The 21,824-nt window shown below is 70.7% G+C and carries 21 protein-coding genes; 6 read left to right on the plus strand and 15 right to left on the minus strand.

Annotation, left to right across the window (positions count from 1 at the left end; genetic code table 11):
• Positions 1–90 precede the first annotated feature (90 nt).
• From M8009_RS05075 to M8009_RS05090, 4 genes are all read right to left on the minus strand, one after another.
• Positions 91–1,029, minus strand: a complete 939-nt coding sequence (locus M8009_RS05075) for an aldo/keto reductase (protein WP_250059676.1) — start codon at positions 1,027–1,029, stop codon at positions 91–93.
• A 60-nt stretch (positions 1,030–1,089) separates the two neighbouring features.
• Positions 1,090–2,043: a patatin-like phospholipase family protein gene (locus M8009_RS05080; protein WP_250059677.1), complete on the minus strand. Its 954-nt coding sequence runs from the start codon at positions 2,041–2,043 to the stop codon at positions 1,090–1,092.
• 2 nt (positions 2,044–2,045) lie between these two features.
• On the minus strand, positions 2,046–3,512 hold the full coding sequence (locus tag M8009_RS05085) for a dihydrolipoyl dehydrogenase (protein WP_250059678.1): 1,467 nt from the start codon (positions 3,510–3,512) through the stop codon (positions 2,046–2,048).
• A 135-nt stretch (positions 3,513–3,647) separates the two neighbouring features.
• A complete protein-coding gene (locus tag M8009_RS05090; protein WP_250059679.1) occupies positions 3,648–4,265 on the minus strand; it encodes a LysE family translocator in 618 nt (205 codons plus the stop codon).
• Between the two features lie 145 nt (positions 4,266–4,410).
• Between M8009_RS05090 and M8009_RS05095 the strand changes: the two genes are divergently transcribed.
• Positions 4,411–4,929, plus strand: coding sequence for an Lrp/AsnC family transcriptional regulator (locus tag M8009_RS05095; RefSeq protein WP_250059680.1), 519 nt, complete (start codon positions 4,411–4,413; stop codon positions 4,927–4,929).
• A 20-nt stretch (positions 4,930–4,949) separates the two neighbouring features.
• On the opposite strand, the gene M8009_RS05100 is transcribed toward M8009_RS05095, so the two are convergent.
• Genes M8009_RS05100 through M8009_RS05145 form a run of 10 tightly spaced genes read right to left on the minus strand, consistent with a single transcriptional unit; the run spans position 4,950 to position 15,587 of the window.
• Positions 4,950–5,444 carry a hydrogenase maturation protease gene (locus M8009_RS05100; protein ID WP_250059681.1) on the minus strand — a complete coding sequence of 165 codons (495 nt, stop codon included), beginning with the start codon at positions 5,442–5,444 and terminating at the stop codon, positions 4,950–4,952.
• 22 nt (positions 5,445–5,466) lie between these two features.
• Positions 5,467–6,783 (minus strand): Ni/Fe hydrogenase subunit alpha, encoded by a 1,317-nt coding sequence (locus M8009_RS05105; protein WP_250059682.1) that lies wholly within the window; start codon positions 6,781–6,783, stop codon positions 5,467–5,469.
• The gene (locus M8009_RS05110) at positions 6,780–7,601 is read right to left on the minus strand and encodes an NADH-quinone oxidoreductase subunit B family protein (RefSeq protein WP_250059683.1); all 822 of its coding nucleotides are present in this window, start codon (positions 7,599–7,601) and stop codon (positions 6,780–6,782) included. The genes M8009_RS05105 and M8009_RS05110 overlap by 4 nt, the downstream gene beginning before the upstream one ends.
• 2 nt (positions 7,602–7,603) lie before the next feature.
• Positions 7,604–8,437 carry an FAD/NAD(P)-binding protein gene (locus tag M8009_RS05115; protein ID WP_250059684.1) on the minus strand — a complete coding sequence of 278 codons (834 nt, stop codon included), beginning with the start codon at positions 8,435–8,437 and terminating at the stop codon, positions 7,604–7,606.
• Complete coding sequence (locus M8009_RS05120) at positions 8,434–9,600, minus strand: 4Fe-4S dicluster domain-containing protein (RefSeq protein WP_250059685.1); 1,167 nt, start codon at positions 9,598–9,600, stop codon at positions 8,434–8,436. The genes M8009_RS05115 and M8009_RS05120 overlap by 4 nt, the downstream gene beginning before the upstream one ends.
• 57 nt (positions 9,601–9,657) lie before the next feature.
• Positions 9,658–10,686 carry a hydrogenase expression/formation protein HypE gene (gene hypE / locus M8009_RS05125; RefSeq protein WP_250059686.1) on the minus strand — a complete coding sequence of 343 codons (1,029 nt, stop codon included), beginning with the start codon at positions 10,684–10,686 and terminating at the stop codon, positions 9,658–9,660.
• Positions 10,687–14,163, minus strand: a complete 3,477-nt coding sequence (gene hypF / locus M8009_RS05130) for a carbamoyltransferase HypF (RefSeq protein ID WP_250059687.1) — start codon at positions 14,161–14,163, stop codon at positions 10,687–10,689. It lies immediately after the preceding gene.
• A gap of 3 nt (positions 14,164–14,166) precedes the next feature.
• Positions 14,167–14,955, minus strand: a complete 789-nt coding sequence (hypB, locus tag M8009_RS05135; RefSeq protein WP_250059688.1) for a hydrogenase nickel incorporation protein HypB — start codon at positions 14,953–14,955, stop codon at positions 14,167–14,169.
• 13 nt (positions 14,956–14,968) lie between these two features.
• On the minus strand, positions 14,969–15,334 hold the full coding sequence (locus M8009_RS05140; protein WP_250059689.1) for a hydrogenase maturation nickel metallochaperone HypA/HybF: 366 nt from the start codon (positions 15,332–15,334) through the stop codon (positions 14,969–14,971).
• Positions 15,327–15,587, minus strand: a complete 261-nt coding sequence (locus M8009_RS05145; protein WP_250059690.1) for a HypC/HybG/HupF family hydrogenase formation chaperone — start codon at positions 15,585–15,587, stop codon at positions 15,327–15,329. The genes M8009_RS05140 and M8009_RS05145 overlap by 8 nt, the downstream gene beginning before the upstream one ends.
• A 320-nt stretch (positions 15,588–15,907) precedes the next feature.
• Here M8009_RS05145 and dbpA point away from each other — a divergent pair, with 320 nt between their 5' ends.
• The 4 genes from dbpA (at position 15,908) to M8009_RS05165 (ending at position 19,631) form a co-directional block, all read left to right on the plus strand.
• Complete coding sequence (gene dbpA, locus M8009_RS05150; protein WP_250059691.1) at positions 15,908–17,302, plus strand: ATP-dependent RNA helicase DbpA; 1,395 nt, start codon at positions 15,908–15,910, stop codon at positions 17,300–17,302.
• A 65-nt stretch (positions 17,303–17,367) separates the two neighbouring features.
• Positions 17,368–18,270, plus strand: a complete 903-nt coding sequence (locus tag M8009_RS05155; RefSeq protein ID WP_250059692.1) for a PA4780 family RIO1-like protein kinase — start codon at positions 17,368–17,370, stop codon at positions 18,268–18,270.
• Positions 18,271–18,369: 99 nt separating this feature from the next.
• Positions 18,370–18,804 (plus strand): DUF4399 domain-containing protein, encoded by a 435-nt coding sequence (locus M8009_RS05160; protein ID WP_250059693.1) that lies wholly within the window; start codon positions 18,370–18,372, stop codon positions 18,802–18,804.
• A 275-nt stretch (positions 18,805–19,079) separates the two neighbouring features.
• Positions 19,080–19,631: a hypothetical protein gene (locus M8009_RS05165; protein ID WP_250059694.1), complete on the plus strand. Its 552-nt coding sequence runs from the start codon at positions 19,080–19,082 to the stop codon at positions 19,629–19,631.
• Positions 19,632–19,714: 83 nt separating this feature from the next.
• Here the strand turns inward: M8009_RS05165 and M8009_RS05170 are convergent, their stop codons facing one another.
• The gene (locus M8009_RS05170) at positions 19,715–20,443 is read right to left on the minus strand and encodes a YebC/PmpR family DNA-binding transcriptional regulator (RefSeq protein ID WP_250059695.1); all 729 of its coding nucleotides are present in this window, start codon (positions 20,441–20,443) and stop codon (positions 19,715–19,717) included.
• 150 nt (positions 20,444–20,593) lie between these two features.
• Between M8009_RS05170 and M8009_RS05175 the strand changes: the two genes are divergently transcribed.
• Positions 20,594–21,784 carry a M24 family metallopeptidase gene (locus tag M8009_RS05175; protein ID WP_250059696.1) on the plus strand — a complete coding sequence of 397 codons (1,191 nt, stop codon included), beginning with the start codon at positions 20,594–20,596 and terminating at the stop codon, positions 21,782–21,784.
• The last annotated feature ends 40 nt before the right edge of the window (positions 21,785–21,824 follow it).

A 21,824-nucleotide genomic window follows, 5' to 3' on the forward strand; every position in this document is an offset into this window, starting at 1 on the left:
GCGTGTCGGCCACAGCCGCGCATAGACCCGCGGCGAGAACATCAGCAGCTCCTCGGGGCGATAGCTCCACCAGGCGCCGCCGCCCAAGCCCTACAGCCCTCGCACGTGGTCGGCCATGCGGCGGCGCATGGCGTCGTCGGGCAGCGGCTCGCGGGCGGCGGCGAGGTTCTCGCGGACATGCTCGACGCGGGTGGTGGCGGGGATGGCGCAGGTGATCGCCGGGTGGGAGATGATGAACTTGAGGATGAACTGCGCCCAGCTGGCGGCGCCGATCTCGACGGCCCAGGGCGGCAGCGGCTTGCCCGCCAGGCGTCGGATCAGGCGCTTGCGCTGGAAGGGGCGGTTGGCGATCACGCCGATGCCGCGCTCCCGGGCGAGGGGCAGCAGGCGACTCTCTGCCTCGCGGTCGACGATGTTGTAGGTGAGCTGGACGCTGTCCAGCGGCGCGCGCCGCATGATGCGCTCGACCTCCTCATGGCGTCGTCCGTGTGAGGTGGTGATGCCCAGGTGGCGCACCTCGCCGGCCGCCTTCATCGCCTGCAGGGTCTCGAGATGGCCTTCCCAGCCCAGCAGGTTGTGGACCTGCAGCAGGTCGAAGCGCGGCACGCCCCAGGCCTGGCGGGAGGCCTCGATCTGCGTCGGGCCCCCGGCGGGGCGCGAGGTCCAGACCTTGTCGGCGGCATAGACGCGATCGACGGCCTCGAGGCGCTCCAGGGCATGGCCGATCGTCGCCTGCGACGAGCCATACATCGGCGAGGAGTCGATCAGGCGTCCGCCCGCGGCGAAGAAGGCCGCCATGACCGCGGTGCACGCCTCGAGCAGCACCGGGTCATCGCCGACGTTGAAGGTGATCCAGCTGCCAAGGCCGACCCGGGGCAGTGCCTCGCCGGTGCCGGGAAGCTCGCGGGTCAGCGGCTCGGCCGCCCGTGCCAGGGTGACGGCAGAGGGCAGCGCCGTGACGGCCGCCGCGGCGAGCAGGCCGCGCAGCAGCCGGCGGCGGGAGAGGGGAGGAGGAAGAGGCTGGGCCATGATGTGCTCCTGGGCATGCTGAGCACAGTGTAGCTGCCGGGGGAGGTGGGCCGTGTGCCGTCAGGGAGAAGGGGCGGCCTGCAGGGCCAGCCAGCCCTCGAGCAGGTCACGGAGCTCCTCGGCGGTGGGCTCGGTCTGGCGCAGGATCTCGTCGATGCGGTTGAAGTGCAGCAGGCGCACGCCCCGGGTCTCCGGACGCAGGTAGATGTCGGGTGGCTGGTGGTGCAGCGCCTGTTGGATGATCGCCTGCTGCATGATCTTGAAGCTGTTGAACAGCATGTCGCTCAGGCCGAGTTCCTCGCCATCCTCCTGCCGGCGGCTGCCCGAAACGTCCACCGCGATGACCAGGTCGACCTCGCCGTAGAGCAGGTCGAAGGGCAGGGGCTTGGAGATGCCGCCATCGATCAGCAGCTGCTTGCCATGGTGGATGGGCAGGAAGAGCCCCGGCACCGCCATGCTGGCCTCGATGGCGGGGAACAGCGGGCCCTCGTCGAGGGTCACGCTCTCCCCCGTCCAGTAGTCGGTGGCTACCACCTCGAGCGGGATGCGCAGCGCGTCGAAGGTGCGAACCTCGGTATGACCGGCCAGGAAGTGGAGGAAGCCGGCCGAGTCGAGCAGCCCGGCATCGTCGTGCCCGAACGGCACCAGTGCCGACAGCTCCACCTCCGACTCGGCCAGGCCCGAGAGGGCATCCAGCGGCGAGCCGGCCACGTCGTCGAAGATGTCGCGAATCGCCTCGGCGGGAAGTCCGGCGGCATAGAGCCCGCCGATCACCGCCCCGATGCTGGTCCCGACGATGCGGTCGGGTACGATCCCGAGATCGTCGAAGACCTGCAGGATGGCGATGTGCGCCAGGCCGTTGGCCCCGCCCGAGCCCAGCGCCAGGCCGATGGTCGGGCGGGGCGCCGGGGTGTCGGGGGATGCCGCCGCGCCCGCCGCCGGCAGGGTGGCGGTCAACAGGGCGGCGGTGAACAGGGCCGACGTGAGACGGGCGGTGATGCGCCGTGGCGTCATGCTCAGTCTCCGGGCCCGCACTCCATGCAGCGCTCGGTGATGGCCGGGCCCTGCTGCAGGTTGGCGTTGAGGTCGCGCAGGGCGCCGCGCAGGCCCTCCTCGAGCACCGGGTGGTAGAAGGGCATCTCGAGGATGCGGCTGACGCTGGGCTTCTGCTCCAGCATCCAGGCCAGCAGGTGCGCCATGTGCTCCACCCGCGGACCGAACAGCTCGGCGCCCAGGAACTGGCCCGAGCCGTGCTCGGCGAAGAGGCGCATCAGGCCGCGATTCTGGCGCATCACCACGGCGCGTCCCTGGTCTTCGAAGGAGGCCTCGCCGGTGGCGATGCAGTCGCAGCCACCGTACTGGACTTCCAGGTCGGCGCGGCTGGCGCCGATGGTGGCCATCTGCGGGTCGGTGAAGACCACGGCCAGTGGCACGTTGCGGGTGCCGGCGCGCAGCTCCGGGTAGCGCCCGGCGTTGTCGCCGGCGATGCGTCCCTCGGTATTGGCCACGTGCAGCAGCGGCAGCTCCTGGTTGGCATCACCGGCGATGAAGATGTGGCTGGGGCTGTCGTCGGCATTGCGGCACTGCAGGGTGAAGCGGTTGTAGTGGGGCACGCCCTTGTCGTCGACATCCAGGCCGGCCTTCTCCAGGTCGATCCGGTCGAGGTTGGGGCGCCGGCCGGTGGCCGCGAGCAGGTAGTCGAAGCGCTCGGTGAGGCGCTTGCCGGTATCGCGCTCGAGGAAGGTGATCACCACGGCGTCGCCGTCGCGCTCGATGCTCTCCACCTTGGCATCGGGGTCGACGTAGAACTCCTCGTTGAAGGTGCGGTCGGCGTAGTCCCTCACGGCCTCGTCCTGGAAGGGGCCAAGGGCGCCGCCCACGCCGAAGACCCGCAGGCGCACGCCCAGCCGATGCAGCGCCTGGCCGAGCTCCAGGCCGATCACGCCGGGGCCGAACACGGCGACCGACTCGGGCAGGTCGTCCCACTCGAAGACATCGTCGTTGACCACCAGCCGGTCGCCGGCCTTCTCGAAGAAGCCCGGCCAGGTGCCCCGCGAGCCGGTGGCGATGACGATGTTACGTGCCGTCACCCGGGTATGATCGCCGACGATCAGGGTGTGCGGGTCGTCGAAGCGCGCGTGGCCCTCGAGGCGGTTGGCCTCGCCCAGGCGCTCCACCGTCTTCATCACGCGCCCCACGAAGCCATCGCGTTCGCGCCGGACGCGCTCCATGACGGCGCGGCCATCCACCTCGACCGGGCCGGTTTTTACACCGAAGCCGCCGGCATCGCGGGCGTGGTGGGCGGATTCGGCGGCGGCGATCAGCAGCTTCGAGGGCATGCAGCCGACCCGGGCGCAGGTGGTGCCATAGGCCCCACCCTCGATCAGCAGCACGCTCTCGCTATGCTGGCGAGCGGCGTGCCAGGCACTCAGGCCGGCGCTGCCGGCGCCGATGATGGCGATATCGACCTCACGTTCCTGCATCGGGCTCTCCTCTTGGCGATGTGCATGTCTCGATGTGCATGCGTCGATGTGCATGGCTCCACTATGGCACAGGGTGGGGATGGGCCGCCGCGACACAACGGTGGCGTCTTGACGCAGGACAAGGCCGCCGGCCCCTCAGGCGGCCAGGCGCAGGGCGAAGCCGATCATCAGCGAGCCGAAGGTCCAGCGCTGCAGGCGCGCCCTCAGGGGGCTGCCGGCGAACCAGCGCTGCAGCGCAGCCCCCAGGGTGGCGTAGCCGGCATCGAACAGCAGGCCGATGCCCACCAGCAGGCCGCCCAGCAGGGCGAACTGCAGCAGCACGGGCCCCTCGTCGGGATGCACGAACTGGGGCAGCAGCACCGAGCAGAACAGCAGCGACTTGGGGTTGAGCAGGTTGGTCAGCAGGCCACGGCGCCAGGCGCGCCGGTGACCGGCGGCGAGGATGCCCACCCGGTCCGCGTCGGTCTCGGCCGTGGCGCCCGGGGAGCGCAGCAGCTGCAGGCCTATCCAGGCCAGGTAGGCGCCCCCCGCATAGCGGACCGCATCGAAGGTCCAGGGCGCGGTGGCGAACAGCGTGGCCAGCCCCAGGGCCGCCAGGGCCACGTGGAGGCCGCGCGCCACGGCAAGGCCGGCCGCGGTGGCCAACGCCCGGGAGTGCCCCTGCTGGCTGCCGGTCTGCAGCACCAGGATCATGTCGGGGCCGGGCAGCAGGTAGATCGCTGCCAGGGCACCGATGAACAGCCACAGCTCCATGGGCTCGCCTCCCGCCGTCGTGACACATCCGTCTGGAACGCTGCCAGTCTAGCCCCGGGGACGCCGGCAGGTCCTTGCGAAGTCGGCCAGGAAAACGGCTACAGTTGGCAGAATATGCCAATGAAAAATGAAGAGGTGAAGGTTCATGCCAAGTTATCGGCTGGATGCCATCGACCGCCACATCCTGGCGGCGCTGCAGCGCGATGCGCGGCTCACCAACGTGCAGTTGGCCGAGGAGGTGAGCCTCTCGCCCTCGCCCTGCCTGCGCCGGGTGCGCCAGCTGGAGGCGGCGGGGCTAATCCGCGGCTATCACGCCGAGCTGGACCGCGGCGGGGTGGGGCTCGGCCTCACCGTCTTCGTCGGCATCAAGGTGGAGCGCCATCACGAGGCCCAGGCTAACGCTTTCCGCGAGGCGGTGGTCGCCCTGCCGGAGGTGGTCTCCGCCCACCTGGTGTCGGGCGAGTCGGACTTCCTGCTGCAGGTGGTGGTGGCGGACCTGGCGGCCTACGAGTGCTTCCTGACCGGGACCCTGCTGCGCCTGCCCGGCGTCAGCGACATCCGCAGCAACTTCGCCATCCAGACCGTCAAGGAGCACGGGCCGCTGCCCTTGGGGCGGCTCGAGGGCGAGGGCCGGGAGCCGATGCCGGTCGCCCGACGCCCCTGAACGCTGCTGCGGGTCGGCGACTAGCCGCCGTCGAGCCAGCCTAGAACCGCCTCGTGCAGTCGCCGGGCCTGCGCCTCGTCGAGCTTGGGTGTCGTCATGTCGGGGTCAGGCATCTCGATGCCGATGATCCGGATGCCCGCCCGGAAGAGCCCCAGCGCCTCGACCAGCGCCAGGGTGCTCGCCAGGTCGAGGCCGTGGGACGACAGCCGCGCGGCGGCCTCGGGGAGCTCCCCCGGCGCAAAGACCTTGAGGGTGCCGGGAGGCCCCTGGCCCCGCATGGCATCGACCAGCAGCAGGCGGTCGCGGGGCGTCACCGGGTGGAGGAAGAGGTCGACCGGCTGGTCGAGTCGCGCGACCGTGATGTCGTCCCGCTCGCCCAGCGCGTCGCCCAGCCACTCGGCGGCGAGCCAGCCGAGGCGGTCCCCGCCATGGGGCGAGCCGAGCCCGAAGAGGTAGTCATGGCCCTTCGGCAGGTCGTCGGCCCCGTCCTGCCCGGCCAGGCCCGCCCCGGTCACGCCCGGGTCATTCCCGCGTGGCTTATTTTCGCAAGACATTTTTTCGCAAGACATTGAAGTCCAGGAAGTGGGTGGCGCAGGAGATGCAAGGGTCGTAGTTGCGGATCACCATCTCGCCATGCAGTCGCAGGGCATCGTCGTCGCGCTCCAGGCCGAAGCGCGTCAGGCTCGCCGCGAGATCCTCCTCCATCCGCGCCTGGTTCTGGCTGGTCGGGGGGACGATCCTGGCCTCGACGACCCGGGCCTCATCGTCGAGCGCGTAGCGATGCCAGAGGATGCCGCGGGGGGCCTCGGTGCAGCCGACGCCGACCCCGGCCCGGGGGGGCGCCTCGACATGGGGCTCGGCGGCGGGGTCGTAGTCCTCGGTGAGGCGTAGCGCCTCGCCCAGGGCGACATGCATCTCCACCGCCCGGGCGACGATGCTGTGGAACATGTTGCGGCTGGGGAAGTGCACGCCGCCGTCGTCGAGCAGCTGTCGCAGGTCGTCGGGCAGTCGGTCGAGGTTGTTGTTGAGCCGGGCGAGCGGCCCGACCAGGTAGGGGTGGCCGTCGAGCTGGGCGTGCAGCGCGGTCGAGTGGGGGACCTGGAACTCGCTGAAGTGCTGCTCGAAGTCGGCCGGGTCGATGTCGAGCCCCTGGTCGGAGACGATCCGCCCCACGGTGATGGGGTAGTCGCAAGGATGGCGCAGCGAGACGGAGACGAAGGCCTGGTCGTCCTCGGGAAGCGGGAGTTCCGCCGTCCAGGCGATCAGTGCGCGGGCCTCCTCGAGGCCTGCCGCCAGGCGCTGACGCAGGGCCTGCAGGGTCGCGGCATCCGGGGCGCGGAAGAAGCCGCCCGGGCAGATGCCGACCGGGTGCACCGAGCGGCCGCCGAAGGTGCGGATGATCTCGTTGCCGAGCCCCTGGAGCCGCAGGCCGCGGCGGACCTCTTCTGGGTAGTCCCTGGCCATCGCCGGGGCGCTGTCGTAGCCGAGGAAGTCGGGGGCGGCCAGCAGGTGGATGTGCAGGCTGTGGCTCTGCAGCCATTCGCCGCAGTACATCACCCGCCGCATCGCCTCCACCCAGGGGCTGGGCGTGACGCCGAGGATCGATTCGATCGCCACCACCGCACTCATCTGGTAGGCCACGGGGCAGATGCCGCAGATGCGGGCCACGCTGTCGATCACGTCTTGGGTGCTGCGCCCCTCCAGAAGCTTCTCGAACAGCCGGGGTGGCTCGAAGATCCGCAGCGTCAGCGCCTCGATCCGGCCGGCCTCGATGCGGATATCCAGGGCGCCCTCGCCCTCGACCCGTGCCAGGATGGGGACATGGATCTCGCCGGTTCGCGTGTCGTGACTCATCCCTGCTCCTCCTCGCTGCCCTGACGCTTGATGACCCGTGCCTGCCAGTCCAGGCCCTCGCCCCGGAACGGCTCGGCATGGCCGTTGATGAACAGCAGGCGCCGGGCGACCTCGTCGGCGGGCATGCCGCCATCGGCCAGGTGAGTGGCCAGGGCCGAGACGTTGGCCTGCACGGCGGGCCCGTAGCAGGCGTAGCAGTCGCGCTGCCAGCGGGGACAGATCGCCCCGCAGCCGGTGCTGGTGACCGGGCCCATGCAGGGCCGGCCTTGGGCGACCATCACGCACACCGCCTGCTGGCGCTTGCACTCCATGCACACCGCGCTGTGGTCGACCCGGGGCAGATGGCCGGCCAGCAGCGCCTTGGTGGCGCCGAGCACCTGTTCGCCACTGACCGGGCAGCCCCAGAGTTCCAGGTCGACCTTGACGCTCTCGGCAATCGGGGTCGAGTCGGCGAGCAGGTCGATATGCTCGGGCTGGGCATAGACCCCGGACACCCACTCGTCGGCGTCGTGGAGGTTGCGCAGCGCCTGGATGCCGCCGGCGGTGGCGCAGGCGCCGATGGTGACCAGGAAGCGGCTGCGACTGCGGATGCCGCGCAGGCGCGCGGCGTCCTGGGAGGTGGCCACGCTGCCCTCGACGAAGGCGATGTCGACCTCGGCCTCCTCGTCGACCGGGCCGGCCTCGGCGAAATGCAGGATGTCGACGCTCTCGGCCAGGGCCAGCAGGGGCTCGCCCAGGTTGAGGAAGGCCAGCTGGCAGCCGTCGCAGGAGCTGAACTTGTGCACGGCGATGCGCGCGCGGTGGGTCCCGGTGGTCATGGTCAGACTCCCCTGTGCGACAGGTAGGGCGCCAGTTCCCGGCAGGTGAAGACCGGGCCGTCGCGGCATACGAACTTGGGCCCCAGCTGGCAGCGGCCGCAGGAGCCGATGGCGCAGTGCATGTTGCGCTCCATGCTCAGCCAGATCCGCTCTTCCGGCACCTCGCGCTTTCGCATCGCCTTGATCACTGCCCGCATCATGCCCTCCGGTCCGCAGATGAAGACCGAGCAGCGCGCCGGGTCGAAGCCGATGCGGTCGAAGAACTGGGTCACCGGGCCGGTATGCCAGGGCCAGAGGGTGTCGCCGGTGTCGGCGGTCAGGTAGACCTCGACGTCCGGGTGCCGGCGCCAGGCGTCGTAGCGATCGCGCCAGATCAGGTCGTTGGAGTGCTTGACCCCCTGGATGATGTGCAGGCGGCCGTAGCGTCCGCGCCGATGCAGCACGTACTCGATCAGCGAGACCGACGGGGCGCAGCCCAGCCCCCCGGTGACGATCACCAGGTCGGTGCCCTCGGCCTCCTCCGTCGGCCAGCCGCGACCGTAGGGGCCACGCAGGCCGAGCCGGTCGCCGACCTGCAGCAGGCCGAGGTTGCGGGTGATCGAGCCGACCTTGCGGATGGTGTGGTCGATCATCGTCTGCTCGTCGGGGTCGGAGACGATCGAGATCGGCACCTCGCCCATGCCCGGCAGGCAGAGCATGTTGAACTGGCCCATCGCGAAGCGGTAGGCGGCCTGCACCTCGGGGTCGGTGAAGCGCAGCTGCAGGCTGAACATGTCCGGGGTCTCGTCCTTGCGGCCGACGACCTCGGCTTCAAGGGGCACCAGCGGGCTCGTCATGGCTGGTCCTCCCCATCGGGGGCCTGAGAGGGCGCGGCGTCGGGCGCCTTGGCCGGCGCGTCGTCGGGCGCTATGGACAGCGAGGCCAGCTCCTCGGTCACGTCGATGCCCACCGGGCACCAGGCGATGCAGCGGCCGCAGCCCACACAGCCGCTGCGGCCGTACTGCTCCACCCAGGTGCCGAACTTGTGGGTCAGCCACTGGCGGTAGCGCTGGGGCCGCTCGGCGCGGATGACGCTGCCATGGATGTAGCTGTGGTCGGGGTCGAAGCAGCTGCCCCACTGCCGGTCGTGGGTGGCGGTCGCGCCATCCAGCGAGAGCTCGTCGACGTGGGTCTGGCAGAAGCAGGTAGGGCAGACCGCGGTGCAGTTGCCGCAGGTCAGGCAGCGGTCGTTGAGGCTCTGCCAGTGCGGATGGTCGACGGCCGCCTGCAGCATCTCCGGCAGCGAGCCCTCGGGCAGCCCCCGCGTCTGCTGGCGCGCGGCATGGTCGATTCCCGCCTCCACTCGCTCGAGCTGGTCACCGTTCACTGGCGTGGTCTCCAGGGCGTCGAGAATGGTCTGGCCCTGCTGGGTGTGGGCCTCCACCACGAAGCCCTCGTCGAGTTCGGAGAGCGCCAGGTCGAAGCCGTGCTGTGCCCGCGGGCCGTCCCCGGTGGCGGTACAGAAGCAGGTGGCCGCGGAGCGCATGCAGTTGACGGCGACCAGGAAGAGGTTCTGGCGTCGCTCGCGGTAGTGCGGGTCGGGATGGGCGTCATGCAGGAAGTGGCGGTCATGGATCGACAGCGCCGCGAGGTCGCAGGCGCGCACGCCAATGATCGCCGTCGGCTGGGCCTCGGGGGGCTGCTCGCGGAACACCAGCCTGCCGTCGGGCTGGCGCTCGCTCCGCCACAGCGTCTCGCGAGGGGCGAAGGTCAGCGGCTTGATCGCCTGGGGGCCCGTGGCCCAGTCGAAGACGCGTCCGGAATCGGTGCGCTCGAGCCGGTAGTGGCCGGGGGCCTGCTCGTCGGTGATCCCCAGGGGGAGCTGCTCCACCCGCGAGAGGGGCTCGAAGAGGATGGCATGATCGCGCACCCTGGGGCCGATGACCTCATAGCCCGCCTCCACCAGCCGGTCGAGGAGTGACTGGAGGCGCTCCCTTGCCAGAAAGTGCTGTACCTTCATGGTGCCATGTCCCGTTCAAAGGTCGTCAGGTGGCCGGCGCGCCGACGCCGCCGGGCCTCAGCAGATGCGCGGCAGCGGGTCGTCCTCGAGCTCCTGCAGGAGGCGCTCGCCGCCCCACTCGTTGACCAGCAGCAGCCGGTCGTGGTGCGGGTCGAGCGTGCCGATCCGCTGCGCCCCTCGCCCCTGCGGCAGCGACTGCCAGCGGTGCAGGGCCTCGTCGGCCTGGTCCTCGGCCACGATGGCCACCACCCGTCCCTCGCAAGCGATATAGAGGGGGTCATAGCCGAGCATGTCGCAGGCGCTGCGCACGCTGCCGCGGATCGGCAGCCGCGCCTCCTCGAGGGTCACCCCCTGGCCCGTGGCATGGATGACCTCGTGGAGCACGGTTGCCAGGCCGCCGCGGGTCGGGTCGCGCATGAAGCGCAGGCCGGGCATTTCCAGCAGTGCCTGGGTCAGGGGCACCACGCTGGCGCTGTCGGAGGCCAGCGTGCCGCTCAGGCCGAACTCCTCGCGGGCCAGCATCACGGCAATGCCATGGTCCCCCACCGGCCCGCTGACCAGCACCGCATCGCCGGGGCGAATGGCGTCGAGGCCGAGGGCCAGGCCGCGCGGGCGCATGCCGATCCCGGAGACCCCGAAGTAGAGCCCGCCACACAGGCCGCGCGGCAGCACCTTGGTATCGCCGGCCACCACCTGGACGTCGCAGGCCCGGGCCGCGGCGGCGAGGCTTTCGACGATCCGCTCGAGCTGCTCCAGCGCCAATCCCTCCTCCAGGAAGGCGTTGACGCTGAGGTAGCGCGGCATGGCGCCGGCGACGGCGAGGTCGTTGACGGTGCCGTGCACGGCGAGGCTGCCGATGTCGCCCCCGGCGAAGAACAGCGGCTGCACGGTGACCCCGTCACTGGTGAAGACCAGCTCCTGGTCCTCCTCCGTGGCGGCGGGCAGCACGGCGGCATCGGACAGCGGGGCCAGCCAGGGGTTGCCCAGTTGGCGGACGAAGACCGACTCGATCAGCTGGCGCATGAGGCGCCCGCCGTTGCCGTGGGCCAGGGTGACGGTGGCCGTGTCCGGTGCAGGCTGTGTCATTTACTCCTCCTCGTGCCGGGCCAGGGCCTCCATGACCTGGCCGACGCTGATGGCGGCGTCGTTGCAGGGCAGACGCTGGTGCAGCAGCACCCTGAAGCCGTCGCCTTCCAGGGCTTCCACGGCCGCCTCGGTCAGCCGCCGGTTCTGGAATACGCCGCCGGTCAAGCCAAGGGTATCCACCCCGCTCGCGTCGCGAACCACGCTGGCCTGCCGGCGAAGCACCTGGACCAGGGTGGCATGGACGTCCGCGGCGCGCCGGGCTGGGGCAATGCACGCGTCAAGGAGGTGGCGGATCAGCGGGCGCCAGTCACAGCGTAGCACCCCGCTCGGGTCGCGATGGTGAGGCAGGTCCAGGGGACAACCGTCGCCGTCGGCGAGGGCTTCCAGCCGCATGGCGGCCTCGGCCTCGTGGCTGATCCGGCGAATCGGCAGCAGCAGGGCCGCGGCGGCATCGAAGAGCCGGCCCACGGCGGAGCAGGACGGGGCGTTGAGGCGTCGCTCCCAGCCTCCCCGCAGCAGCGCCAGCTCGTCGTCGGTCGCGGGGGCCTGCGGTGTCGCGAGCCCGCTCTGCCAGGCCAGGGTGACGGCCAGGCGCCAGGGTTCCCGGATGGCCGCCTCGCCGCCGGGCAGGTCAAAGGGCGCGAAGGAGGCGTGGCGCTGCCAGCGTCCGGGTCGGCCGAGCAGGGCCTCGCCGCCCCACAGGGTGCCGTCCGGGCCCAGCCCGGTGCCGTCCCAGGTGAACACCAGGGTCGGCTCCCGGAAGCGGCCATGTTCCCCGCACAGGGCGGCGGCATGGGCGTGGTGGTGGGCGACCTCGCGGCAGGGCAGGCCGCTGTCGCGGGCCCAGCGGGTGCCGTGGTAGCCCGGGTGGGCATCGTGGAGGATCCGCTCCGGGCGCACGCCATAGAGCCGCGACAGGGTCGCGACCTGGCGCTCGAAGGCCTGCTGGGCGCCAAGGCTCGAGAGGTCGCCGATATGTGGCGACAGCACCAGCCGCGCCTCCCAGGCGAGGCAGACCGTGGCCTTCTGGTGCGCGCCCACCGCGAGCACGGCCCGGGACGCTTGACAGGACAGGGGCCAGGGCAGCTCGAGCTCCAGGGGGGCGGCGCCTCGCCCCAGGCGCAGGGGGCGCGCCCGGCCGGCGATGGGACGCCGGACGCCGTCGTCGACGCCCTGCAGGATGGGCCGGTCATGATGCAGGAAGGCGTCGGCGACCCGGGCGAGGCGCTGCTCGGCCATGGCGGGGTCGGTGACGATGGGCTCGCCGGCGAGGTTGGCCGAGGTGGCGACCAGCGGGCGCCCCAGGGCCTCCAGCAACAGGTGATGCAGCGGCGCATAGGGCAGCAGGGCGCCGACCTCGTCGAGCCCGGGGGCAATCCCCTCCGCGAGGCCGTGATCGGCCCGCAGAGGGAGCAGCACGACCGGACGCTCGTCGGCGCGCAGGGCCTCGGCGGCCAGCGGCTCGAGCCGGGCGTGCTCGCGAACGGCGTCCAGACCATCCTCGCCCCGCCAGGGAAACATCACGGCGAGCGGCTTGTGCGGCCGGTGCTTGCGCTCGCGCAGGGTTGAAACCGACGCCGCTCGGCCGGCATCGACCATCAGGTGGTAGCCGCCGACCCCCTTGACGGCCACGATCCGGCCATCGGCCAGCGCCGCGATGGCGGCATCCAGGGCCTCCCGCGGGTCCGGCAGCGTCCGCTCGTCCTGCACGAAGCCCTGTTTGAACTTCAGCCGGGGCCCGCACTGCGGGCAGCCGATCGACTGGGCATGGAAGCGCCGGTTCTTCGGGTCCTCGTATTCCCGCCGGCAGGCAGGGCAGAGCGGGAAGGCCTTGAGGCTGGTGCGCGCACGATCGTAGGGCAGCCGTTCGATCACGCTGTAGCGCGGGCCGCATTGGTCGCAATGGGTGAAGGGGTAGCGGTAGTGGCGGTCCTGCGGGTCGTGCAGCTCCGCCAGACAGGCCGGGCAGACCGGGGTATCCAGCGGCAGGTGGACCGGGCCCGCCTGTTCGTCCTCGTCATCGCTTGGCTGGATCACGAAGGGCCGGGTCAGCCTCGCCGCGATCGTCTCGCGACAGGCGAGGCGCGGGCGCGCCAGCCGCGGGGCATCAATGAGCAGGCCGCGCTCGAACGTCGCCAGCCGGTCGGCGCTCCCTTGGGCCTCGATCACCACCTCGCCGCCATGGTTGCGCACCTGGCCGTCGAGCGCCAGCCGGCTGGCCAGGCGCTGGACGAAGGGGCGAAAGCCCACGCCCTGGACGACCCCGGCCAGCCGCCAGCGTCGCGCTTCCAGCCCGGGCGTTGGCTCGACCGGGGCCGTCTCACTAGGCGCAGCGTCGACCGAGGTGGCGGCGATCCGCCCGGTGGACGGGCCCTGGGCCGAGCGGACGCCGTGGCTCCACCAGATCCGGCAGGCCCCTTCCTCGGAGACCATGCAGGGGCCCACGGGGCTGTCCGGCCGGCAGGCGCTGCCATAGAGCCGGCACTCTGGCGGTCGGATTCGCCCCAGCACCACCTCGGCGCAGTCGCAGCCGGGCGGCATCTCGCCGCGGCGGGCATAGGCGGCCTCGAACACCTCGGGAAACTGCCGGCGGGCGTCGCGGTGGGCGAGGGCGTCCGTGCAGGCATAACCCGAGTCGGGAAGCGAGCCGATGCCGCGCCACTCGGCGTCGCTGACCTCGAACCGCGAGGCCATCAGCGCCTGTGCCCGGCGGTTGCCGCTGGCGGTGACACACTGCGGGTAGGCGTTGTCGAGCCGCGGGGACCGGTCGAGCGCCTGCAGCAGCACCGCATGCAGGCCCGCCAGGATCAGGCCGGGGGTGAAGCCGGCCACCGCGGTGGGCAACCCGTGCGTCTCGGCCACGAAGCGCCACTGCTCGGCGCCCATGATGGTGGCCACATGCCCCGGGGCGATCAGCGCATCGAAGCCCGCGGTGCCGTCCTTGAGCAGGTGGGCGATGGCCGGCCAGGTCTGGCGGGCGCTGAGCAGCAGCAGCAGGTTGTCCGGCAGGTCCGTCCGCGAGAAGAGGGCGGCGATCGGCGCCATGGTCGTCTCGAAGCCGGCGGCGAAGAAGACCACCCGCTTTCCGGGATGCCGGCGGGCCAGCGCCAGCACCTCGCCGGGGGAGGCGACCGGGACCACCCGGCCGCCGAGGGCGCGGGCCGCCTGCAGGGAGCGGGGCTCCCGCCGGGGCGCATTGCAGGGCACCCGCACCATGTCGCCGAAGGTGGCGACGATGACGCCGTCCGCGAGGCTCAGCGCCACCGCGGCATGGATGTCCTCCTCGGGGCAGACGCAGACCGGGCAGCCCGGCCCGGGGATCAGCTCCAGGTAGTCGGGCAGCACCTTGCGCAGGCCGGCCTGGGTGATGGTGCGCTCGTGGCCGCCGCAGACGTTCATGATCCGCAGCTGGCCGGATGCCGGACGGGGCAGGGCGCGTATCCGGTCCAGCCACTCGCCGGGAGACGGGGACATCATGGGTCAGGCAGCGCCGTGGGGGCGTGTCAGCAGGCTCTCTCCGCCAGGCGAGGGGGCCGGGCGGAAGGCCGGGCGGCGCCGCTCGGCGAGGCCGGCCTCGAGCCACGCGAGCCAGGCATCGAGCGGGCCCGACTTGCTGCTCAGCGCCATCACCGGGGCGCTGGAGGCGAGCCGGTGCATGTGCGCCGCCACCGCCTCGACGTCGAAGTCGTCGAGGACCGGCAGCAGGTCGGTCTTGGTGACCAGCACCAGGTCGCTGGCGCGGAACATGACCGGGTACTTGAGCGGCTTGTCGTCGCCCTCCGGGGTCGAGAGCAGGGTGACATTGGCATGCTGGCCCAAATCGAAGCTCGCGGGGCAGACCAGGTTGCCGACATTCTCGATGAACAGGATGTCCAGCTTGTCCAGCGGCAGCGCATGGGCCGCGCGATGCACCATGGAGGCATCCAGGTGGCAGGCACTGCCGGTGGTGATCTGGACGGCGGGCACGCCCCTGGCACGAATGCGCCGGGCGTCGTTCTCGGTCTCCAGGTCGCCCTCGATCACCGCCAGGCGGCAGCGGGAGCCCAGCGCCTCGATGGTGGCCTCCAGCAGGCGCGTCTTGCCGGCGCCGGGCGAGGACATCAGGTTGACGACCAGCAGCCCGGCACGGTCGAAGTGCTCGCGATTGTGATGTGCGACCGCGTCGTTGTGGGCCTGCAATCCCTCGAGCACCTCCACGGTGTGGACGTCGTGCTCGGTCGAGGCGTGCTGCAGGTGGTCGGGGAAGGCACAGCCGCAGGTCTGGCACACGATGAGGCTCCTGTTATCCGGTCGGGGGGAGAGGGATATCGGCGAGGTCGACGCTGACCAGCAGGAGCTCGTCGCCGCCGGTCAGCCGGGTCTGCCAATGGCCACAGAGGGGGCAGGCCAGGTCATTGACGCTGGCCTCGGCCTCCTGAGCGCAGCGCGGGCAGTGCACCCGGACCGGCGAGGTCGTCATCTCCAGCCGCGCGCCCTCGGCGGCGGTATGGCGGCTGGCCAGCGGGAAGGCTTCGTGCATCAGCGCGGCCTCGACTCCGGAGAGCGGCCCGATGCGGAGGCAGACGCGACGAATGCGCGGCGCGTCATGCTCGGCGGCGACCCGGCCGGCCTGGCGGACCAGCGAGCGGCAGAGGCTCAGTTCATGCATGCATCTGGCCTCCGTCGCCCGTCTCTGCGGGGGTGGCGTCGTCCATCTCGTCGAGCAGTCGCCAGGTCGCCAGGGCCTCCTCGGGGTCCAGTCGCTGGAGGGCGTAGCCGACATGCACGATGACGAAGTCGCCCACGGCGAGGTCCTGGTCCTGGACCAGCATCAGGTCGATGTCGCGCTCGATGCCACGGGAGGCCGCGCGCGCCGTCTCGCCGTCGATGCGGGTGATCTGCATGGGAATCGCCAGGCACATGATCCTCTCTCGACTCCCCATGAGGTGATCGTCGCTGGTACTGGACGATCGGCCGTTGATGAAAAGGGCATGGCCATCTCGCGGTCACACCGGCCTCTCCCTTCACTATAGAAGAGGGACCGTTGCGGGGACATGATCGTGCTCCAGTGGGGGTGGGGGAGCTTGCAGAAGTCCGTGACAGCATCATCGGTTGGGGTGATACGCGGCACTTTCTGCTATCCTGCCGGTCTTCGATTATCGCTCCCACGGCCCCGGCCCGACGGCGCCCGCCCTCCTCGGGCGCTGTCCTGGTGCCCGCTTTCCCTTGCAGGTCTATCCACGTGTCTGATTTCTCTCCCGATTTCGCCACGCTGTCGCTGGCGCCGGAACTGCTGGCCAACCTCGATTCGCTGGGCTATCACGCCATGACGCCGATCCAGGCCGAGAGCCTGCCGCCCATGCTGGCGGGCCGCGACGTGATCGCCCGGGCGAAGACCGGCTCGGGCAAGACCGCCGCCTTCGGCCTGGCGCTGCTGTCACGGCTGTCGGTAGCGGACTTCCGGGTGCAGGGGCTGGTGCTCTGCCCGACCCGCGAACTGGCGGACCAGGTGGCCGGCGAGATCCGCCGCCTGGCGCGCAGCCTGCCCAACGTCAAGGTACTGACCCTGTGCGGCGGCGCCCCGCTGGGGCCGCAGCTGTCGTCGCTGGAGCACGGCGCGCACATCGTCGTCGGCACCCCGGGGCGGGTGGAGGAGCACCTGCGCAAGGGCTCGCTGGCCCTGGGGGCGCTCGAGACCCTGGTGCTGGACGAGGCCGATCGCATGCTCGACATGGGCTTCCAGGCGGCCATGGAGGCGATCATCGCCGAGACCCCGGCGGACCGCCAGATGCTGCTGTTCAGCGCCACCTATGCCGAGGGCATCCGGCCCATCGCCGAGCGGCTGATGCGTGAGCCGGTGACGGTGGAGGTGGCCGAGCCCCATGATGCCACCACCATCCGCCAGCACTTCTACCGGGTGGCGGACGAGTCGGCCCGCTTCGAGGCGCTGCGTCGTCTGCTGCTGCACTTTCGGCCCGTCTCCAGCGTGGTGTTCTGCAACACCAAGCGCGAGACCGACGAGGTCGCCGAGGCCCTGAACGACGCGGGCTTCAGCGCCCTGGCGCTGCATGGCGACCTGGAGCAGCGCGACCGCGACCGCCTGCTGGTGCTGTTCGCCAACGGCAGCGCCTCGATCCTGGTGGCCACCGATGTGGCGGCGCGCGGGCTGGACATCGACGCCCTGGATGCGGTGTTCAACTACCGCATCGCCCGTGAGCTCGAGGTGCATGTCCACCGTGTCGGGCGCACCGGCCGGGCCGGCGGCTCCGGGACGGCCTGTACCCTGCTCACCGAGCAGGAGGACTACCGGCTGGCGCGGCTCGCCGAGCTGCTCGGCGAGGCACTGGAGACCGAGCCGCTGCCCGCCCGTGCGGTGCTGGCTCGCCAGCCCTTCCGCCCTGCCATGGCGACCCTGCAGCTGGGTGGCGGCAAGAAGCAGAAGCTGCGACCCGGCGACATCCTCGGCGCCCTGACCGGCGAGGGCGGGATCGCCGGGGATCAGGTGGGCAAGATCAAGGTGCTCGCCAACAGCGCCTACGTGGCCGTGCGGCGTGACGTCGCCGCGGCGGCCCTCGACCAGCTGGGCAACGGCAGGCTCAAGGGGCGCACCTTTCGCGCCCGCCGCATCAGCCGCTGACCGTAAGCCAAACGTGATACGCCCGCGGGATACCCAGCCGACGGGTTCTATGCCAACGTGGTGACATGAAGATACCCAAGAGATTGCAACCGCTGGTCGACGACGGCCTGATCGACGCGGTCGAGAGCCAGCTGATGAGCGGCAAGGAAGCCCAGGTGTACGTGGTGCGCTCCCATGGGGAGCGGCGCTGCGCCAAGGTCTTCAAGGAGGCCAAGCAGCGCAGCTTCAAGCAGGCCGTGCAGTACCAGGAGGGACGCAAGGAGCGCAACAGCCGCCGGTCCCGGGCGATGGCCAAGAAGACCCGCTACGGCCAGAAGGAGCAGGAGCAGGCCTGGCTCAACGCCGAGGTCGATGCCCTCTACCGGCTGGCCGCGGCGGACGTGCGGGTGCCCAAGCCCCATGGCTTCGTCGACGGCGTGCTGCTGATGGAGATGATCACCGATGCCGAGGGCCTGACCGCGCCGCGGCTGGATGACGTGACCCTGACGGCCGACGAGGCCCGGGCCCATTACGCCAAGGTGATCAAAGACGTGGTGCGCATGCTGTGTGCCGGCCTGATCCATGGCGACCTCTCCGAGTTCAACGTGCTGCTCGCCGCCGATGGCCCGGTGATCATCGACCTGCCCCAGGCGGTGGATGCCGCCGGCAACAACAGCGCCGAGCGGATGTTCGAGCGCGACGTCGACAACATGCGCCGCTACTTCGGCCGCTTCGCCCCGGAGCTGCTGGCTACCGATTACGGCAAGGAGATCTGGGCGCTTTACGAGGCCGGCGACCTCCACCCGGACAGCCAGCTGACCGGCTGCTTCGAGCACGACACCACCACCGTGGACGTGAATGAGCTGATGACCGTGATCGACGACGTGCGTGAGGAGGAGGCCGAGCGGCGCGCCGCGCTTTCCCGCGATCAGGAACCCGGCGTGGAGGAAGCCGCCGAGGCCTGGCGGGAGTCCCACGGCGAGCGCTGAGGCCCGTGCTCGCGTCGCTCGCCGTGCCCGGCTCGACTACGCTGTAGGCGAGTGTCGCCCGACGCGGGCGACCCCCCGGTCAACGACGAGGAGACGGCAATGTACAAGTGGATAGCGGGCCTGGCCCTGGCGGGTGGCATGCTGCTGGCCGCCCCGGCCCTGGCCCAGATGGAACGCGCCTCGGCGCCGGAGGGCACCGAGGTCTACTTCATCTCGCCGGAGGCGGGGGCCACCGTCGAGAGCCCGCTGACCGTGCGCATGGGCCTCAAGGGCATGGGCGTGGCGCCCGCCGGCACCCAGGCCGAGGGCACCGGCCACCACCACCTGCTGGTGGACACGCCGCTGGACGAGGTGGATCTCGACCAGCCCCTGCCGGCCAATGACGCGATGCGCCACTTCGGCGGCGGCCAGACCGAGACCACCCTGGAACTCGAGCCCGGCGAGCACACCCTGCAGCTGCTGTTCATGGATGCCAACCATGTCAGCTTCGACCCGCCGGTCACCTCCGAGCCCATCACCATCACGGTGGAGTGATCCCCCCGAGTCGGGCGCACCCGCGGCGCCCGGCTCCCCTCGATCATCAGGCCTCTGCCCTGCGTGATGAGCCCGCCTGACCCCCTCGACTGATTTTCCCGCTTGCGGCTGGCGCTTGCAGGCTCGTGGCACTGTACTGAGGTGTGCAGTGGAAGGTGAAGCGGCTCAGGGAGGACTCCGGAGTTCCGGGAGGGCGTATGCCCTGCTGGCGATGACCTGATGGATAGCGTGGCCACCGCCGCGATGCTCCCTCCCGCACTGGGAGGACGACGACAATGATGAAGCTCAATGGTGGTATGACGCGGATGGCCGGTCCCGGCCTGGCCGTGCTGCTGGCGAGCCTGGCCGGCTCCGGCGTGGCCGTGGCCGACCAGGCGAAGATCGACGATGCCCTGGCGGCCGCCTGGCCGGGCATGGCGGAAGGCGCCCAGGTGGTCGACTGGGAAGGCAACGTGCTTAAGGAGGGCTCGAACGGCTATACCTGCATGCCGACGCCACCGAGCATGACCGGGACGGCACCGATGTGCCTCGACGAGGCCTGGCAGGAGTGGGGGCAGGCCTGGCAGAACAAGGAACCGTTCGAGGTCGAGTCGATGGGCATCGCCTACATGCTGGCCGGTGACGAGGGGGCGAGCAATGTCGACCCCTACGCCGAGGGGCCCACGGACGACAACGAGTGGATCGTCGAGGGGCCGCACCTGATGCTTATCGCCCCGGCGGAACTGCTCGAGGTCTACCCGACCGACCCGCACAACGGCGGGCCCTACGTGATGTGGAAGGGCACGGACTACCAGCACCTGATGGTCCCCGTCGGGGCGCGAGACTGAGACTTCGCTACTGCTGGTAGATGACAACGGCCGGCCACCATGGCCGGCCGTTGTCGTCGGGACGCAGGAGAGTGAGGGGTGCCTCACGCCTCGCTTTCGATCTCGGCGTTGTGGAAGACGTTCTGCACGTCGTCCAGGTCGTTGAGGGTGTCGAGCAGCTTCTCGAACATCGCCACGTCGTCGCCCTCGACCGGGGTCACGGTCTGGGGCACGAACTGGATCTCGTCGACCTCGAAGTCGAGCTCGCCGAAGGCGTCGAGCAGCGCTTGCTTGGCCTTGGCGTACTCGGTATGGGGGGCGAAGACGGTGATATTACCCTCCTCGCTCTCGATGTCGGTGACGTCGACATCGGCCTCCATCAGCGCCTCGAGCGTGGCCTCCTCGTCATCGCCGGGGAAGGCGAGGATGGCGCAGTGGTCGAACATGTGGCTGACGCTGCCGGGGGTGCCGAGCTTGCTCTTGGCCTTGTTGAAGCAGGCCCGCACGTCGCCGAAGGTGCGGTTCGGGTTGTCGGTCAGGCACTCGACGATGACCATGCAGTTGCCCGGCCCGAAGCCCTCGTAGCGGGCCGGCGAGAAGTCCTCGCCGCCTACGCCGGACGCCTTGTCCAGGGCCTTGTCGATCACGTGGCTGGGCACCTGGTCCTTCTTGGCGCGCTCGATCAGCCCGCGCAGGGCCAGGTTGCCGGCGGGGTCGGTACCGCCCTGCTTGGCGCAGACGTAGATCTCGCGGCCGTACTTGCTGTACACCTTGGTCTTGGCGGCGGCCGTCTTGGCCATGGATTCCTTGCGGTTCTGGAAGGCCCTGCCCATTGCATTGTCCTGTGACGTCGAAACTCGAGGCTGGATTCTACGAAACCGGGGCGAACGCGAACAGGGATATTTTGCCGCGATTCCCGGGGGACCCGACGCCCGTCATGGCTACACTGGCAGGGAGTCTCGTCCACCCAGGAGCGTCATCCGATGGATCATCACGCCTACCGCCATGCGCTGGCCGACTGCCTCGCCGAGAGCGAGCTACCCTTTGCCGCCGAGGAGTTCGCGGCGCGACGCCGCCGCGTGCGACAGGCCATGCAGGCCGCCGGGCTTGAGGCTTTGCTGCTGACCGACCCCGCCGACATCTTCTACCTGACTGGCTACCACACCTTCGAGGTCTCGGTGTACACCTGCCTGGTAGTCTCGGCCGACCGCCTGGTGCTGCAGGTGCCCTCCATCGAGACCGGCCCGGCCGTGGTCACCGCCACGGTGGACGAGATCCTCGGCTATCGGTGGGAAGGGATCGAGGAGGTGATCGCGCCGCTGGCCGAAATCCTCGCCCCCTTCCGGGCCATCGGCCTGGACCTCTTCGGGGCCGGCCTGCGCTTTGGGGTCATCCGCGAACTGCAGGCACGCCTCGGCAGTGAGCGCTTCCGTGACGACGGCGGCGAGCTGCTCGACCGCATCCGCATCGTCAAGTCGCCCGCGGAGCTCGACTGCCTGCGCGAGAGCGCGCGGATCACGTCCCTCGGCCTGCGGGCGGCGACCGAGGTCATCGCGCCCGGGGTGACCGACAACGACGTCGCGGCGGCGGGCAGCCGCGCCCTGCTGGAAGCCGGCAGCGAGTTCATGAGCCTGCAGCCCATCGTCACCACCGGTCGTCGCATCAGCGTCATCCACGTCAACCACAAGCGGCACGTGATCGCCGCAGATGAGCCGGTCTTCCTGGAGTTCGGCTCGGCCTTTCACCGCTATACCGCCCCCATGATGCGCACCGCCGTGGCCGGCCGGGCGAGCGCCGAGATGCAGGCGCTGCGCGATGTGTGCCGCGGGATGTACGAGGCACTGACCGCGGCGATGCGCCCCGGTAACAGCTTCGATGATGCCGCCCGGGCCGCCGAGGCGGTGCTCGCCCCCCACGCCGAGCGCGTGTTCTTCTCGGGGGTGTACGGCTATGCGGTGGGGGCCCAGTTCCCGCCGAGCTGGGTCGAGGGCACCGGCTACATCGCCCGCGGCCAGCATCGCGAGTTTGCCGCCGACATGGTCTTCCACCTGCCGCTCTGCCTGCGCCTGCCGGGGCAGTGGGGCATTGGCCTGAGCGACACCGTGCGGGTCACCCCCGAGGGCGGCCAGCCGCTCACCGACAACGACTGGCAGCTGGCCGAGCGCCCCGGCTGAGGCCGTGAATCCGCAAGGCAGGATACGTCAGGCGACGGCC

Source organism: Halomonas gemina, from assembly GCF_023554995.1.
GTDB lineage: Bacteria > Pseudomonadota > Gammaproteobacteria > Pseudomonadales > Halomonadaceae > Halomonas > Halomonas gemina.

Excerpts from the sequence above, each read along its gene's own strand:
- hypF (WP_250059687.1), bottom strand. The coding sequence starts at position 14,163 with ATGATGTCCCCGTCTCCCGGCGAGTGGCTGGACCGGATACGCGCCCTG.
- M8009_RS05140 (WP_250059689.1), bottom strand. The coding sequence starts at position 15,334 with ATGCATGAACTGAGCCTCTGCCGCTCGCTGGTCCGCCAGGCCGGCCGG.
- M8009_RS05090 (WP_250059679.1), bottom strand. The coding sequence starts at position 4,265 with ATGGAGCTGTGGCTGTTCATCGGTGCCCTGGCAGCGATCTACCTGCTG.
- M8009_RS05170 (WP_250059695.1), bottom strand. The coding sequence starts at position 20,443 with ATGGGCAGGGCCTTCCAGAACCGCAAGGAATCCATGGCCAAGACGGCC.
- M8009_RS05120 (WP_250059685.1), bottom strand. The coding sequence starts at position 9,600 with ATGAAGGTACAGCACTTTCTGGCAAGGGAGCGCCTCCAGTCACTCCTC.
- M8009_RS05095 (WP_250059680.1), top strand. The coding sequence starts at position 4,411 with ATGCCAAGTTATCGGCTGGATGCCATCGACCGCCACATCCTGGCGGCG.
- M8009_RS05110 (WP_250059683.1), bottom strand. The coding sequence starts at position 7,601 with ATGACCACCGGGACCCACCGCGCGCGCATCGCCGTGCACAAGTTCAGC.
- M8009_RS05165 (WP_250059694.1), top strand. The coding sequence starts at position 19,080 with ATGATGAAGCTCAATGGTGGTATGACGCGGATGGCCGGTCCCGGCCTG.
- M8009_RS05155 (WP_250059692.1), top strand. The coding sequence starts at position 17,368 with ATGAAGATACCCAAGAGATTGCAACCGCTGGTCGACGACGGCCTGATC.
- M8009_RS05175 (WP_250059696.1), top strand. The coding sequence starts at position 20,594 with ATGGATCATCACGCCTACCGCCATGCGCTGGCCGACTGCCTCGCCGAG.
- M8009_RS05105 (WP_250059682.1), bottom strand. The coding sequence starts at position 6,783 with ATGAGTCACGACACGCGAACCGGCGAGATCCATGTCCCCATCCTGGCA.
- M8009_RS05085 (WP_250059678.1), bottom strand. The coding sequence starts at position 3,512 with ATGCAGGAACGTGAGGTCGATATCGCCATCATCGGCGCCGGCAGCGCC.
- M8009_RS05160 (WP_250059693.1), top strand. The coding sequence starts at position 18,370 with ATGTACAAGTGGATAGCGGGCCTGGCCCTGGCGGGTGGCATGCTGCTG.
- hypE (WP_250059686.1), bottom strand. The coding sequence starts at position 10,686 with ATGACACAGCCTGCACCGGACACGGCCACCGTCACCCTGGCCCACGGC.
- M8009_RS05075 (WP_250059676.1), bottom strand. The coding sequence starts at position 1,029 with ATGGCCCAGCCTCTTCCTCCTCCCCTCTCCCGCCGCCGGCTGCTGCGC.
- M8009_RS05080 (WP_250059677.1), bottom strand. The coding sequence starts at position 2,043 with ATGACGCCACGGCGCATCACCGCCCGTCTCACGTCGGCCCTGTTCACC.
- M8009_RS05145 (WP_250059690.1), bottom strand. The coding sequence starts at position 15,587 with ATGTGCCTGGCGATTCCCATGCAGATCACCCGCATCGACGGCGAGACG.
- M8009_RS05115 (WP_250059684.1), bottom strand. The coding sequence starts at position 8,437 with ATGACGAGCCCGCTGGTGCCCCTTGAAGCCGAGGTCGTCGGCCGCAAG.